At 41.6% G+C, this 15,258-nt stretch carries 14 protein-coding genes and 1 pseudogene; 9 read left to right on the top strand and 6 right to left on the bottom strand.

Translation table 11 applies throughout. From position 1 onward, the window contains the following. The first annotated feature begins 46 nt into the window (after window positions 1-46). From QMG91_RS28665 to QMG91_RS28640, 6 genes are all read left to right on the top strand, one after another. On the top strand, window positions 47-1,426 hold the full coding sequence (locus QMG91_RS28665; RefSeq protein WP_281832914.1) for an amidase: 1,380 nt from the start codon (window positions 47-49) through the stop codon (window positions 1,424-1,426). Next, window positions 1,420-2,556: a transporter substrate-binding domain-containing protein gene (locus QMG91_RS28660; RefSeq protein WP_200873192.1), complete on the top strand. Its 1,137-nt coding sequence runs from the start codon at window positions 1,420-1,422 to the stop codon at window positions 2,554-2,556. The genes QMG91_RS28665 and QMG91_RS28660 overlap by 7 nt, the downstream gene beginning before the upstream one ends. After that, window positions 2,553-3,152 (top strand): ANTAR domain-containing response regulator, encoded by a 600-nt coding sequence (locus tag QMG91_RS28655; protein WP_022610067.1) that lies wholly within the window; start codon window positions 2,553-2,555, stop codon window positions 3,150-3,152. Before QMG91_RS28660 ends, QMG91_RS28655 begins: the two co-directional genes overlap by 4 nt. Window positions 3,153-3,362: 210 nt before the next feature. After that, complete coding sequence (locus tag QMG91_RS28650) at window positions 3,363-3,539, top strand: hypothetical protein (protein WP_281832909.1); 177 nt, start codon at window positions 3,363-3,365, stop codon at window positions 3,537-3,539. A 63-nt stretch (window positions 3,540-3,602) separates the two neighbouring features. Beyond that, window positions 3,603-3,746: a DDE-type integrase/transposase/recombinase gene (locus QMG91_RS28645; RefSeq protein WP_079655650.1), complete on the top strand. Its 144-nt coding sequence runs from the start codon at window positions 3,603-3,605 to the stop codon at window positions 3,744-3,746. Between the two features lie 2 nt (window positions 3,747-3,748). Then, entirely contained in the window at window positions 3,749-3,907 is a 159-nt protein-coding gene (locus QMG91_RS28640) for a hypothetical protein (protein ID WP_153811651.1), read from the top strand. Between the two features lie 196 nt (window positions 3,908-4,103). Here the strand turns inward: QMG91_RS28640 and QMG91_RS28635 are convergent, their stop codons facing one another. The 4 genes and pseudogenes from QMG91_RS28635 to QMG91_RS28620 form a co-directional block, all read right to left on the bottom strand. Continuing rightward, the gene (locus QMG91_RS28635; RefSeq protein WP_022593276.1) at window positions 4,104-4,697 is read right to left on the bottom strand and encodes a hypothetical protein; all 594 of its coding nucleotides are present in this window, start codon (window positions 4,695-4,697) and stop codon (window positions 4,104-4,106) included. A 9-nt stretch (window positions 4,698-4,706) separates the two neighbouring features. After that, window positions 4,707-4,862, bottom strand: coding sequence for a hypothetical protein (locus tag QMG91_RS28630; RefSeq protein ID WP_022593278.1), 156 nt, complete (start codon window positions 4,860-4,862; stop codon window positions 4,707-4,709). 135 nt (window positions 4,863-4,997) lie between these two features. After that, window positions 4,998-5,447: pseudogene (gene rtxC / locus QMG91_RS28625) on the bottom strand (RTX toxin-activating lysine-acyltransferase RtxC). A gap of 49 nt (window positions 5,448-5,496) precedes the next feature. Next, complete coding sequence (locus QMG91_RS28620; RefSeq protein WP_022593280.1) at window positions 5,497-5,844, bottom strand: hypothetical protein; 348 nt, start codon at window positions 5,842-5,844, stop codon at window positions 5,497-5,499. 803 nt (window positions 5,845-6,647) lie between these two features. Between QMG91_RS28620 and QMG91_RS28615 the strand changes: the two genes are divergently transcribed. From QMG91_RS28615 to QMG91_RS28605, 3 genes are all read left to right on the top strand, one after another. Then, window positions 6,648-7,106: an ATP-binding cassette domain-containing protein gene (locus QMG91_RS28615; RefSeq protein WP_281832866.1), complete on the top strand. Its 459-nt coding sequence runs from the start codon at window positions 6,648-6,650 to the stop codon at window positions 7,104-7,106. A 167-nt stretch (window positions 7,107-7,273) separates the two neighbouring features. Further along, a complete protein-coding gene (locus tag QMG91_RS28610; protein WP_022593113.1) occupies window positions 7,274-8,473 on the top strand; it encodes a ParA family protein in 1,200 nt (399 codons plus the stop codon). Next, window positions 8,473-9,561, top strand: a complete 1,089-nt coding sequence (locus tag QMG91_RS28605) for a ParB family protein (protein ID WP_281832861.1) — start codon at window positions 8,473-8,475, stop codon at window positions 9,559-9,561. The genes QMG91_RS28610 and QMG91_RS28605 overlap by 1 nt, the downstream gene beginning before the upstream one ends. 113 nt (window positions 9,562-9,674) lie before the next feature. Here the strand turns inward: QMG91_RS28605 and QMG91_RS28600 are convergent, their stop codons facing one another. Further along, window positions 9,675-11,642 (bottom strand): replication initiator protein RctB domain-containing protein, encoded by a 1,968-nt coding sequence (locus QMG91_RS28600; RefSeq protein WP_281832858.1) that lies wholly within the window; start codon window positions 11,640-11,642, stop codon window positions 9,675-9,677. A 1,072-nt stretch (window positions 11,643-12,714) separates the two neighbouring features. After that, a complete protein-coding gene (locus tag QMG91_RS28595) occupies window positions 12,715-12,846 on the bottom strand; it encodes a hypothetical protein (RefSeq protein ID WP_263405503.1) in 132 nt (43 codons plus the stop codon). Between the last annotated feature and the right edge of the window lie 2,412 nt (window positions 12,847-15,258).

Below are 15,258 nucleotides of genomic sequence, written 5' to 3'. Positions count from 1 at the left end.
CCTGTTCTGAAAGAGCCCGCTCATGGGTACAAACCGGAGGTATTCAATGAGTCAAGAAGTTAACAGTATTGTCAGCCAATTACAGCAGTTCAGAGACGGGCTTGTTTCACCTGTCGACATTGCAGAACAGGCACTCAATCAAGCCAAAAAAGTGACTTCCTTAAATGCCTTTGTAGCGTTAAATCCTGATTATGTGATCGAACAAGCGCAAGCGTCGAAAACGCGTAGACAACGAGGTAAAGCCTTGAGTGCGATAGATGGTATTCCCATTGCGGTGAAAGATAACTTTCTTACCTGTGACTACCCCACAACTGCGTGCTCACACGCAAATCCTCGAGCGGAACAAAAAGCAGACGCCACCATTGTTTCGAGGCTCAGAGCCGCGGGTGCTGTGATCATGGGAAAAACCAACATGCACGAATGGGCTTACGGCGCGACTAATACCGATTCTATTTTTGGTTCCACTCTCAATCCGCATAATCGTGCTCACATCACAGGTGGCAGCAGCGGAGGTTCCGGCGCCGCTGTGGCTGCTGGCATTGTCGGGGCGGCACTGGGCAGTGATACTGGGGGTTCGGTGAGGATCCCTGCGAGTGCGTGCGGGGTGTACGGTTATAAGCCAACGTATGGAAGAGCCTCTCGACATGGTGTATTGGCGTTAAGCTGGTCTCTAGATGCACCTGGGTTTCTAACCCGATCACTGGACGACTTACCGTTGTTACTTCCTTATATGTTAGGGCAGGATAAGAACGATGTATCTACTGCCGGAGCCAAGCCGTTCGGTGCTATTCCTGAATTGGTCAATTGTCGGTTACTTCGTCTAACGGGTAACGGGCTTGAGTGCTCACAAAGTGTGGATGAGGCTATAGACGAAGCATTGGGTTCCCTTCCTTATTCAATGGCGAGTTATGAGCTTTCGGATATGACCAGCTTTTTTTCTGCGTGGGAGATCATACTCCATTGTGAAGCGTCTTCTTTTCATCAAGAGCGGCTGAAAGACAATGCCGATCTATTTGGTGAAGTCACACAGGCGCATTTGTTGGCAGGGGAGAAAATCACAGGCGTGGAACTTCTCCAAGCGCAGCGGCTACGTGCCGAGTTTACACATAGATTGCTGAATACATTGCCATCTTGGGATGTATTGGTGTTGCCCACACTTCCTGTGACTGCGCCTAAATTTGACCAACAGACACTTCACTTTGGCGGACGAGATGTTTCGATGCAAGACAGCATGACATGGTTCTGTTGGCTGGGGAATTTAGCTGGATTACCTTGTATTTCCATTCCCATCGCGAATGATGATCAAGGTTTGCCCATAGGAATGATGTTGATGGGCAAGCCGGGGCAGGATGAAGCGTTAATCGCAATGGCAAAAAAAATTGACGGGATCATCAACTACACTCAGAAGGTATGGAAATCATGGTAGTTAAAGTCGGCGTCTTGTTTTCGCAAAGCGGTCCAATGTCGATGACCGAACACGCTCATATTGAAGGGATCTTGCTTGCTTGTGCGGAAATAAACGCCCAAGCAAACGAAAGAGCGCTACAATTTGAGCCTGTCATTTTGGATCCTCAAGGAGACGATAAACGCTATGCTCAATTAGCCACTGAGCTAATGTTAGAGCACAAAGTCTCAGCCATTTTTGGATGCTGCTTATCGAGCAGTAGAAAGGCGGTTTTGCCCATCATAGATAGGTTTAATGGCATTTTACTTTATCCATCGGTGTACGAGGGGTTCGAGTATTCACCTAACGTCATCTATGGAGGAGCCATACCAAACCAAGTGGTGCTTCCGTTATTAGAGTACATTTATCGTCATTTAGGCAAACGTGTGATTCTGGTTGGGTCTGACACACTGTATGCAAGAGAGGTAAACCGTATAGTGAAAGAGTTTCTTGGAGAAAGTGAAGGCATCGTGATACGTGAGGTCTATTTCCCCTTCGGAACCGAATCCGACCAATTCTTGCCCCTGCTTAATCAGATCAATGAAAATGACGTCGATGCGGTTATTTCAACAGTTGTGGGTAACGACAGTGTTGCGCTCTATGAAAGCTACGGACAATCTCAATTGGCGGGTTCTGAGATCCCAATAGCATCGCTCACGACAACAGAAGCGGAATTATCCAAGGTTGCCCCGAAGGCACGTGCGGGTCATTTATCGGTCTCTCCCTACTTTTCTTCATTGAGTAATAGTGAAAATCCCGCTTTTGTGAAAGCCTTTCACCATCGTTATGGTGACAGTGTTCTACCTTCTGTATACAGCGAGACGTGCTACGTTCAGATGCACATGTTAGCCAATGCGATCCTGTATTGTGATGACTTATCAACCGAGTCCATTTTGTCTGGTTTATCGGGCTCGGTTTTTAAAAGCCCTTCTGGAGACAAATACCTCGATCCAGTCACAAATCACTTCTCCCATCGTCCCTGTATTGGTAAGGCTCAGGAAGACGGTCGCTTTGATATTGTTTGGAAGAGTCAAAGTGTCATTATTCCAGACCCTTATTTAGTGACGTATTCTCGCACGGTGACCATGAAAACTGAGAGTGAACTGGAATGAAGACGTCTAACTTGAGAGATGATGAAGATCTGCTGCGCCGACTTCGGAGAATGAAAGTGCTGGTCATTCATCCTGACGATAGCGAGAGAGACATGTTTTTGGCTCACCTTAAGCGAATTGGCTGTCAGGTGGAAAGCGCCTGGCCATCGCCAAGAGAGCTACCAGAACATATCGATATCGTGCTGTTTGTTGTCCATAAACAACACAATATGGAGCAATTGTCTTGGATGTCGGCGATTGCGACGATTGCTAAAGTCGCCATCATTGATTTTGAAACCCCAGAAATATTGTGCGAACTGGAGCGGCTCAATATACACGGTGTTATCTCAAAACCTATTCGGTTATTTGGAATACTGGCGGTATTGACGACCTCGCTTGGTGTTGCAAGGCATGAGCAGCGACTTCACCAGAGGATCCAATCTTTGGATGACACACTCAAAGCGAGGCGGAAAATCGAGCGTGCGGTTGCTATCCTCTCAAAAAGTCGAGACATTTCTGAAGATGATGCTTACAGTCGTATTCGAAAAAAAGCGCAAAACTCAAGACAGAGTGTTGCGCAAATAGCGGATGCGATCATTGATTCTGAGGGCTTATGACTTTCAATCTTAAAAGTCGGCATCTATCATTTGAGCTGCCCCATTTTACGCTCAAAGAAACCCAGCCACCTTAGGTTGATACAACGACAAGATCGGGAAGGAGGCGATGATAAAGACCGCGATCACCGATCGCAATCACAAACGAATGGGCTCTGTTGCAAATAGGGCTAGTTCAGCTAAGCTTCCTCTCTATTTTCAACGGAACTTTGCATGAACCTCTTAAAGCATCGCCGCTTTAAGTACGACGTCGCTATACGGACTGTGCGTTGGTATTGCAAATACGGAATAAGCTACCGGGAATTAGAAGAAATGTTCAGAGAGTTCGGTGTTCAAGTGGATCGCTCAACCATTTATTGTTGGGTACAAAAGTATGCACTGGTTATGTAGGAAAATCTAAAATGGTACTGGCGACCTCAAACAGGTGGTAACTGTAAGGTTGATGAAACTTATATCAAAGTAAAGGGGAATTGGGTCTTCCTGTACCGGGTCATAGGTAAACATGGTCAAACCATCGATTTCTATTTGTTATCTACAAAAAACGCCAAAGCAGCCAAACGATTCCTCAGTAAAGCTTCGAAAGGACTAAAATCCTAGGAGTGCCCGATACTATTAATACGGATAAGATGGTCGCTTATGGCGTGACCATCAAAACGTTGAAGGCTGAAGGTGAATGCACTGATGAACTGTACCATCGACAGATCAATTACCTGAATATTAAAACGATTAATGTCTTGGTCACTCAGTGGGTACGTTAAGCATAAGAGGACATTTTAAAATTGCTCAAACCGGACATTACTAAATTGCACCTACAACCCAAGTGCGCATTACATAAATTATGTTAAATAAACTATCAATCTACGTCGATTCTGATGCTTTAGGCTCTCCTTTTCCCTCAAAAAGCCGAGCAATTTAGTCACCATCCTATTTACCATAAAATACTTGATAAGATTCCTACATCTCAGTAGGACACTGTTCGTTGTAGTTATCTAACAAATATCGACATATGTTTTTGTAGGACTCATACTCATAATACAGCGTGCTTTTGCATTCACTAGGATCCCACCTTACTAATCGATAGTTCAATCTATTGACGAACGCTTTTCGTATGCCAGTGAGAATATAATCTGACAAAGATTTTGCGTTTAATGTGTTGCTGATTTCAAGGTAATGGTGATGCTCATACAGCACTTTTTTAACATGAGACGCATCACTTGAATTTTTGCGCAGAAAAGAATCGGATATGCGTTTCATTTCTGTTCTTTTGATATCACATAACAATGCTAATACCTCAATCCCTACCGTATCCTGATTCTCTTTTATAAACGCAATCAGCTCAAATACGTCTTTGTCATGGATCATGTAGCACTTCGTTAGAAAATCAAAGCATCCAATGTCTTGGTACTCGAAGAAGATGCGTTCTTTGTGTCTTAGTTTCTCTAATATATCTTTCATCGGCTGTCGTTTGTTCGCTTCTATGGCGGACTTTGCCCCCGTTACTGTCTGGTTGTAGCCGATCCATCGACCGTTCATAGTCGGCGTTGTCATCAGCCCAGCTTAAGCAGTGCTCAACCCTTCATTCACAAAATCATGGTCAGCTCCCTTACAAATGAGCTCGTTGGACGCTCCCGCTCCGGTAAAGCGAATGTTGTAATGCGAGCTCAGATAGCCGCCAAACCAAGTGCGACCCACCTTTTCTTGTTCTAGTCCCATTAAATGTCAAATCTCCCTCATTCGTTTCATGCCAAAGGCTGTTGTTCCCTTTGTAGGCGGAACAGTTCCCTGTGAAGAAGTACTCAACGCTTCTTCAAAATGGTCTACTCATAAACTAACACTCTTATTCAGACGCTAAATGGAAAACCACTGCACCTTTCTGATACAGCGGTGATTTTGAGCATCCTCCTTCCCGACCGAAAAATACTTTCTGTCCTTTCCACGGAAGGAATACATGGCAACGCAAGTCATTCACCATCTGGCGACCATGTCCGAATAATGCGATCATCTCTGGAATAAGAATATGCTGCCTCGAACGCCAACAAAGTTGCGATAATTCTCTCTCCAGGGAGCAATACCTCTCGATTACGCTCCAACAAAAATGCCCAATTACAAAATGCAACTGGGCACCCTTGATCATCTTCGTAATAGCAAGCAAAACTGAATAAACTCAAATTCTGGCGTAATGCGTTGTTACCATTCTGCCACCGCATACTTTCGATTCAGTGGTGAATGTTGGCTACTACCGACCATGTGTTGTATCTGTGCAGACATCAGTTTTGTGGGTTGATGCTGAATAGACACATACCCTATCACCCACGGTTTGTTATTTTTTGCTGCTGGAAGTGTCGTTTTAGTTCGGGGAGAACGGCTCGGTTTTTTCGTCTGATGACTCAGACGTCGCCTCAGTCTCCACTTCATTACTTTCAGGATCTAATGCTGGCAGAAAACCAGAAGCAACCAGCTTTTCAAGCTCGGCTTTCATGCGAGTATCTTCCAGCATACTTCCGATCGTCGACATCATGTACATAAACCCAGCAGCTGGCATATGCACCACTTGTTTAAGCTCTAGCTCATCTTCGCTTTCAGCCATGACACCGTTTGCCATTCTGGCTTGGTTTTGACCGACAAAATAAAGCGAAAAGACACCTTTGTTGTAGTTTACATTTGATATTGTTTGAACGAACTTCTCTGCTGTCATGGGTATTATCTTTTAAATAGATTTAATGACCAGTATTTAAATTAAAAATAACAGGAAAAACCACTGTAGATTTAGTGGGAATTGGAGCTTAAAATATTATTATGAAACATATTGAATCTTATTCTTTAATAATATTACAGCTAAAAAATATATTGTACAACAGAACAAAAATAAAATTTATTGAGTAATCACTCTAAAAATTGAATCCTTTACAAACCAAGCATTCAATATATATAAAGATGAAAAGACAGTGAAAGCACACTTGTTAATATTTTGAAATTTATTTTCAGATCAATTAATACATAAGGTAAAACGGGTTACCTAAGCATACGTCAAGATCGAATGCCCATAATATCAGTGCTAGCATCTCGTCAATATATATGCACACCCCGACAAATTATGTTCAATAAGCCTGCTATTAACACTAATGAAAGGTTGACTACTTCATGTATCCATGATTTATCTATTTTTAAATAAAGTCAATTGTAAAATGATTTATTTCAATAAATTAGGTAGAGAACATCTTATTTAAAAGCTTAAAGTATAACAATATCAATACATTAAGAAAGATATAGAGAAGGTTGGAACATCATCACTTTTATTTAATCATCAAGGTAAATATTCCACTTTAGCCAAAACTAATAAAGATTAGCTTATTATACAAAAAACTAATAAAAATAGTTTCATATTATCCCTTATGAAGCATTGACCACACCATGGAGTAAGCAATGGCTATAAAAATAAAATAGTCCCGCTTTAACATTCGATGATTTATTCCTGAATTTCTTAAACATAAAAGGCTATTGGCTGAACTGTGGAAGCAGTTCATTCAAGGACATCGTATATTCTATCAACCAGACCTCCCACCAACGATTAACGGACTGTTTCTGGATATTCGTGCCGGAGAAAACTTGGGCGTAGTCGGCACTTCAGGGACCGAGACAAACCTCCTTTATTTTACACCTTTACAGCCCAAAAAAGACCAGATTACAGTTGATGAAATCCCATTGAATCAAATCTGTCTTCATCATCTTAGACAGCAGATTGGCGTCGTCCTCCAAGAGAATTTTCTGTTCAGTAAATCCATGAGCGACAACATTACCCAGTTGCCTCCAGATGCGAACCTCGAGGAAATCATTGATGTCGCCACTCTATCTGACGCCCACGAGTTTATCCTCAAGTTACTGATGGGCTATGACACCATGCTTGCTGAAACGGGAGACATAAACGATGTTCTCGATTGTCCCCAGTGCACCACATGAACCTGATCCATTTAGTTCACTCTATTTAGTTATAGTGCATTAAGTAAATTATCGTATGTAACTCATTTATCAAGTGTACAGTCAAAAACCTACTCTTCCATCACTTTTTGCTTCCAACCTCAAATTTTAACGGATATACTAAATTTAGTTTCAGCTCGGAGAATAAAATGGATACGCATCAGACAACCCAAACTTTCCAGTCACTCAAAGAGGGGGCTGACGCCTACATCAAACGCCGAAATCAGCGGTTGCTTGCTAACCACCGTAAAGAGTTGCGAAATTTCACGCGAGCTGAGTCGGCCACCTACCTGGGAATTGATGGCAAGACATTAGACAAATATGTGAACGCCACAGGTATTGATCCACGTCGGCACGAAGACTCACAATGGTCACTGGATATTGAGGAAATGTACCAAGTCCGAGATTTGCTGCCAGACAATCTGCGTAAGGAAGTTAAGTTTCAAAGAAGTTCGAAACAAAATACTCAAATCATTGTGATTCAAAACCAAAAAGGTGGGGTCGGAAAAACGGTATCCGCAGCCACTGTTGCCTCCGGTCTTGCAACCGAATTCCATCAAGAGTACCGAATCGGTCTTATCGATATGGATGGTCAAGCTACGTTGTCAATGTACTATGCTCCGGAAGCCGAGCAAGAAGGCAACCTATCCGTGGGCGATTTGATCATGCGTAATTTCGACCTCGAGGATGGCGAAACATTTGAAAGTGCCGTTTCTGATGCTTTCCTCCCAACAACGATCCCGAACCTTCGTGTTTTACCCGCTTCCCAGACGGACAGGGCCATTGAAGGTTGGTTCCACGAGCAGGTTTTTAATAACGCCCTCCCCTCTCCTTATTCCATTTTGCATGATGTGCTTGAAGCCGTGAAAGATGAGTTTGATATCATTATCATCGATACCCCTCCTTCATTGGGCTACGCGACTTATAACGCATACTATGCCGCGACCAGCGTCGTTTTTCCGCTCTCCGTTACCGAAAATGATATTGACGCTACCTGTTCTTACTTCAGCTATATTCCTCAGATCTGGGCACTCTTGGCAAACGCTAAGCATCCTGGTTATCAGTTCATGAAAATACTGCTGACGAACCACCGTGACAGTTCTACAACCACAGAATTGATGAACAGTCTTTACGATCACTTTGCCCCTTACTTGTATTCTAAAGAATTTAAACACAGTGAAGCCATTCGCCAGTCTTCTTCATTGTTGTCGACCGTCTTCGACATGTCCAAAAGTGAATACCCAAAAAGCAAATCTACATTTCACAGTGCTCACCAAAATAGTTACGAAGTCACGAGCCAGATTTTGCGTGACATCTTGAATGTTTGGCGCGAACAGGAGCAATCATAATGGCTAAAAAAAGAGGGGGCACCCCGTTAGGAAATGCACCCGGCGCAAAAGAAGCCCTGCAGTCAGCTGCCAAAGCTAACATCGATTCTTTGACCCAACAGCTCGCCGAAGAAATGGCGAAGTCAGGAGTGAATACTGCCGAGTTTCTTGCTCAGAAATTTGGCGTCCATACGGTCGGGCAATCTACTGAGTGGACACTGCAATCCGGAGAAACTGCCGTTTTCGATGAGCTGACCCTGTCTTACGAACAGGTCCGCGATGAGACTTTTGTTACATTTGATATCAACGGTCGGGACCAGTCTCTCTTGACTCCCGAATCTCTGGAAGACTTAAACTCTCTCGAACATCAACAATATTATCCCGCTGTTGGACGAGTTGTGGATGGAAATATCGACGTTCTTGATGGCTCACGGCGTCGAGCCTGGTTTCTTCTGCGGAAAGGAAAAATCAAAACGTTCAGACTCATGGTTACAAAGTCCCCTATTTCTGCGTCTGACGCAAAAGGGCTTGCGAAACAGTTACAATCTGCTCGCGAGCATAACCAAAGGGAAATTGGGCGCCAGTGTCGCTCATTGATGAAGGCACACGGAATGACTCAAACAGAAGTTGCCAACCATATGAACATCAGCCGTGCTGCGGTCGGCCGTGCGCTTCGTGCCGACAGTATTGATGAACGTCTCATCTCACTCTTCCCTGTGGTGAATGCCTTATCACACACCGACTACACCGTTCTGGATGCGGTAATGACGAGGTTCAGCGAGCAGTCCGAACCAGCCTTACTGGCTTTTCTAGATGTCGTGATCAGTGAGATCGAAGAAAACCACTTAGATCTCCCTCACGATGAGAAAAAAGATCTTATTATTCAAATAATTGAACGTCAGTTGAAAATGGCGAAAAAGAGCACGCGAAAAGCGACATCAGATACCAAGACTACTAATCTGGCTAACTTTCAGTCCAAAGGAATGTTTGCTAGAAAGAAAGTTCGGGGACGTACTTTCAGCTACGAATTTGGTCGTCTTTCAAGCGCTGTACAAGAAGATCTCGATCGTGCGGTCGAAGCGGTTCTGGCCAAACATACCAAAGAGTGATTGACAGCTGCAGGTGCTCTTCTGTTTTGGGCGCCTGCGTAACCTGCTCCCCTCTTTCGCCGTAACGACTCCATTCTTTTGGCTGTCATATTTGAAAACAAACCTCACACGCTTTACGATTCCAGTGTCTGCAATATTAACGAGATCAATAATTCATATTGACCCTGAAGCCAGCATTCAAACTTCTGCCGACGAAAAGATTTTACGATTTCCAAAAACGCGATTAGGTCATTGTTGTGCTGCTGGAATTCTGGACGCGTTAAGATGCCATCAGATTTCAAACGCTGAAACAAATGCTGAAACTGTTCAACAGAGACCATCTGCCCTTTATAACCGACCAATTGGAATTGCTTTCTGAATTCCATCAGGCAAAGCCTCGCCAGCAATAACTGGATATTTAACTCATCAGCCATGAATTCGGCCATGATCTCAAGTTCTGAATCCGTTGTGTAACCGCTGATGACAATTTGCTTGTCTCCCACTTTAATGATTTTGTATAGCTTATACCTCTTGGTATGTGGGATAACTAATCGAGTATTGATATACGCCATCAACTGTTCAAGAGAAGTATTGAACGTCATTTCTTCTACAGTCATGGCTTTTTTGGAATGTGTCTTTAATGGATTTGGTAGCGTTGGTGCCGACTTTGGACTCTTGTACGTCGCACCGGATTCTCTGACCATTTCCTCAATATCGCAATAGATATTCACCACCCATTCGCCAACCTGGTTTTCATTAAATTTAATGTAGTAACCACATAAGTTGTAGCTGTAAGCGTTTTCTTTGGTTTCGGAGTAAAATGTGTTCAGCTCCATTTCCAAGTCGTCTCTCAACTTGTGGATCGTACCGGCAAACGCCATCATCTCTCTCAACTCAGTCAGCAATATGCTCTCCATCGAGACCTGCTTTTTCCGAAGCGTCATATAGAAGCTGAAAATGAGTGGTTGGCTTTGTGCTATGCGCCATGGAATTGAAAAAAATATGTCTGCGTTCGCAATTTTTTCAATAATGTCATCATGAAACGTAATAAAATACAGAACAGGGCTCGTTTCCGTCTCTTTGCTTTCTGCACTAATTTTGGGGGCAACAGTGCTGTTGGTTTCCAGCTTTACGATATATTGGAAATCACTGGTACTGAAGTATCCCTGCATCCAGCTGGGCATATTGTGGTCATAACTATTAGGTTGCAAGTTTACCCAACGATATTGCGTTTCCCTTAGTTCCGTAATCTGTTTTAAGACCCTTTGTCTCGCCTGACCAGAGTCTTTTTGCCCTCTCAGGTGTAAAATATCCAGATAGTGAGCAGGAAACGCTTTGTTCTGAAAGGGAGTCTCAATCTTACCTGTAGACAACATTTTTGCGTTGTAACTGATGGCAAGGTTTATCAAAGCATACAATTGAAGGAGCGCAGGCTGAGTCACTATGTGATCATGGGCTTTTGCTTCAATCCGGTACTCAAAGCCATTTTCCATAAAATCAATTTTACGAAAGTTTTTACTACTGCGCTTTGCCGGAGCCAATGCTTGATACTCAGTAGGGACCACATCTTTCGGTATGAGATACCCAGCGGACAGATAGGAACGATATGCCAGGTCTTTTTTGGTGTATCCCATGGCATTAAGTGCACGACTTGTGCTTTCTCTTTGAGCCTTGTTGTTTCCTTGTTTGCCCTTACTCTGTTTCTTCTCCATTATAGACAAATGAATATTGTGCATTGTGTTGAGTCTGTAAGCAGAACTGCTGGACTTCAACTCACCATTAATGGTGACTTCATCCCTAATCAGCACTTTTAACTCAACCAGTTCTTTAATATGTCTTCTAGTAGAGTTAACGGATACACCTTCACTCTCCACACGACTCTTACAGAAGTCATTGAGTTTTAGTATAGGACCTTGATTAGATTCAAGTAATAAGTGGTATATACATGATATTTGAGCTGGGCTAAACGACGATTTAAGGTCTGTAACACCTTTATACAGTTTATCTTGTTCAGTCCCATCAAAGACAAAGATTGTAAAACGAGCAATCTTTGTAAAGCTGAGATCTTCTTCAGATACAATGTCTGTCAACTCTATCGTCATGTTGGTTTTCTTAGTGGATACATTTCTAATGTAACCAAATCATACTGAATTTTTGGGCTAGCTCAAATTGACCAAAATCTTGCTTCCGTTATTTATCACATTCTATTTTTATTATTATTCATTTTTCTTTTTGATCTTCATTGATAGTTATTGATACACGTTGCACTTCAATATTCTTGCCTTTTGTCAATTTACTAGATCGATCATTTGCGTGACATCGTACATCGTAACGATTAACTCTTTGAAATGGTGTGGTTCTTTTTAGTTTATAAACTCTAGGAGAATTGATCGATCATTTGACTCACATTCCATAAAATGGATGTGGATAACTTAACTTGTCAGACTTGATCGATCTTTTTTTTACCCCTGATCGATCTTTTCACCTGTATTGATCGATCATTTGTAATACCATTGAAATAAACAGCTTAATAACAGGGTATGCACAGTATATGCACAGTTTGTTTTTCCAAAAATGAACATTGATCGGTCATTAGGTTTATCTGCATAAGTAGAAATATTTCATATTTATCAATTAGTTATATTATTGTGCGTAGTGTAAACTTTGAGTTATTTTTGAGACATTGATCACTTACATTTTACAGACAACGGTAAATGATCATGGCTTTTGGTTGAAAAATCACCTCCTATCAGTGACATACTTGCTCCTTTTGAAAGGAGACTGATGGTTTATTAGAACGACTGATCAATGTCCTGAGTGACGCTAAAGTTTAAAACTTGGTAAAACCGCTTTGACGTGATTTGATTTACCCGGTTTGTACTGAACCTCTTTATGCGCTGCTTTACCCGGTGTGACACTTCCGTTTTTGGTACAACCAAGCACAACATTTTCTTTCTAACCAATAACGTTATGGTTCTCATGTAGTTTTTACTTTCTTATTTCATTTACTCATTTGACACGATATGGCAATTTTTGGTGTATCCCTCTTTTCCCTGATGAGATGATTCTTCGCTAACCCTGCTCTTGAAATCAATGTCTACTCTGATGCAACCCTAGCTTTTTTAGATAAACCCTATTCTGTATATTACAATTGCCTGCGAGAGTAACTCAGTGCTAACAAGCGCAATAACCCACCATCCAGTCGTCATAAATATCGCAATTGTTCATCGATAAAACGATAGTCATCAGCTTAGGCTCTGCTTCCTCGAACGCTTCGCGTCCATCTGCCGATTTTCCCCTCTTCATTGATCGATCATATGACCGTGCATCTCTCACCTACTTAAATCAAATGATTACGGGTGCCAGACTGCAATGATTTCGTTGATCACATCAGCCGTTAAAATGGTAAAACTGTTGATCGATCATTTGAGAGTATTATAAAAAAGCTGATGTTATGTGTCCTACATTGTCTCTCAAGGTGTGATGTATGTTGTGATGTGATTGGGTAAAATAATGGTAAAACCCCCGATCGATCATTTTATTCACATTGCACTTTTATGAGATATAGTGTGTCTTAATCTGTAGTGTTGCCTTTGATTTGATGGCCTTTGCGGTGGTAAAACCGTTGATCGATCATTTCTTCTGACAAGCTTCTATTCCGCTTCATTCGGAATGATTTATGACCGGTGTGTAATGGGCGATGTAAAACTAATTTTTATGACTTCATTTGCCATGTTATGTTGTTAATACTCTGATTATAAATGAGAAGATATTAATCTTGCGATTGATGCCTTCTCTGTTTTTCTCCGGCTACTCATATGATCTAACAACGATTTTATTGTTCTCATTTTTATACATCTCCGCATTCTTTTCGGGCTATTGTGTATTTTCCAATTTGATGCAAACTTGAGTTGGATGATAATTCACATCTACTCTTTCCTAATGTCGCTGCCGTCGACAGTATAAGTGTTTTGAAATGCTGTTCATGATGTGATTTTTTTGGTTTTGGTAAAACCCGATTAGTGAGTATGGTCTTCTTACTATTCACTCCTCATTCTTGGTCGAATATTACAATTGTCCCATGGCGTTGTTCTCCTTGATGTCATTGGATTAAAAAATGGTAAAACTATGATCGATCATTTGTTTTGCAATGCACATTGAATCAGAACACTCTCTCCGGAGGCTGTCCTAGTGGATGAATGAGGACAATTAGTCATTCTCTAAATTAAGCAAAACTGTTGATCGATCATTTATTCCTACACTACCCAAGGTGCCATACGCATCGATAGTGGAACACTTTCCTTGATGTCTGAAAGCTATAGTTGGTAAAACTTAGTTTTTTTAAGGTGTACTAAACGTATTGTTTAGGGATTATTTGTTTAAATAACAGGTAGATATGAGGAAAGAGCTTTTGTTGTTTCGCATTGTGTAGGTTGATCTATATTTTACTCATCTTGGTGAAACCTAAGTAACCCTTAACTAAGCCTTAAGTTTTATTTTTGCCAGGCGTCCTCACGATTTTTATTAATTGGCATGGATCTCAGTATGAGATTTTTGAAATGTAAGTCTTGATCTATCGTCGGGGCTTTTTGGTAAAACCTAGCGTTGGTGGGGTTCTGGTCACGTTGCCGACACATCATAATCACCGGAAATCCGTGTTGTAAGTCATGATCTTATATTATGGTTAATTGGTAAAACTAGCTGAGGTACTCATGATGACATTGTTTAAATTTATGAAAAATAATGAAAAAATATTTTCCATGTGAAATGATTAGCGTGATGTAATATCTCTGAAATTTGGTAAAACTTAAAAAGTAACCAATAACAAGAGCGCCGGTGATATGGCGAAAATCGACTGGACGGGTAAATGAATCTTTTGATCTAACGCCTCTTGAGTTTGGTAAAACCAGGAGAATCAACCACCTGATGTAAAAGCGATTCAGCGTTTTGGTCACCCTGCCCTATTTGTTCATTGCTTAAGGTCCGGACGAGAAAATTACCTTCACTATGATTTGATTCTTCACGTCGACTGAGCCATGTCGAGAATTTTGATAAAATACTAAGGACCGAAAGATCACTGCTCTAGAGCTGTTCATTTTTTGTCAATGCTCAGTCTGGGCATGACGAGAATAAATACACGTTTAATGCATTGTATGACTTTCCCCATCTCGAAAAGCGTGAACTCCCCTCCCCTTATCCTTTGATGGGGAATTATAGTTTATTTATTAGTTACACTGTAACTTTTTTATTTATTTTAGAATGTAAAGTGAAATCCCATTGAAATGTTATCATCCATTTTAGTGGATTTGGTATGTTGGGCTTCGTAAATTGCTGGTCTTAGATTTTAATTTTGCCTCTTCGTAACTCAATAAGAAAAGGATCTTTTTGTAGCCATACTGTACTCTCTTCTGTCAACGTTCAGGCTGAGCATTATGTTGAACCCTTAAGAAGCCGGAGCACGAGAGTTGTGGTTATCTACCCCATAAAGCGTTCGTTTTGGATTCTTTTGAGTTAGGTTACGGAAATGAGAACTGTCATAAACTTCCTTCACTACACTCCGCTTCTGAAGGTATGCCTTCTTGATTGACTCGTGTGTTATCCCATATTTTTTGTCAATGCCCAGCCTGAGCAATACTCATCACAATTGAAATAAGTCCGTTGATAAGCTTGATGTTACCGTCGTAATAAGTGATGAGTTGTGTGAGTTTTGTAGCATTG

Source organism: Vibrio nigripulchritudo, from assembly GCF_027924785.1.
In the GTDB taxonomy this organism is placed as follows: domain Bacteria; phylum Pseudomonadota; class Gammaproteobacteria; order Enterobacterales; family Vibrionaceae; genus Vibrio; species Vibrio nigripulchritudo.
This window is presented reverse-complemented; position numbering and strand designations above follow the sequence as displayed.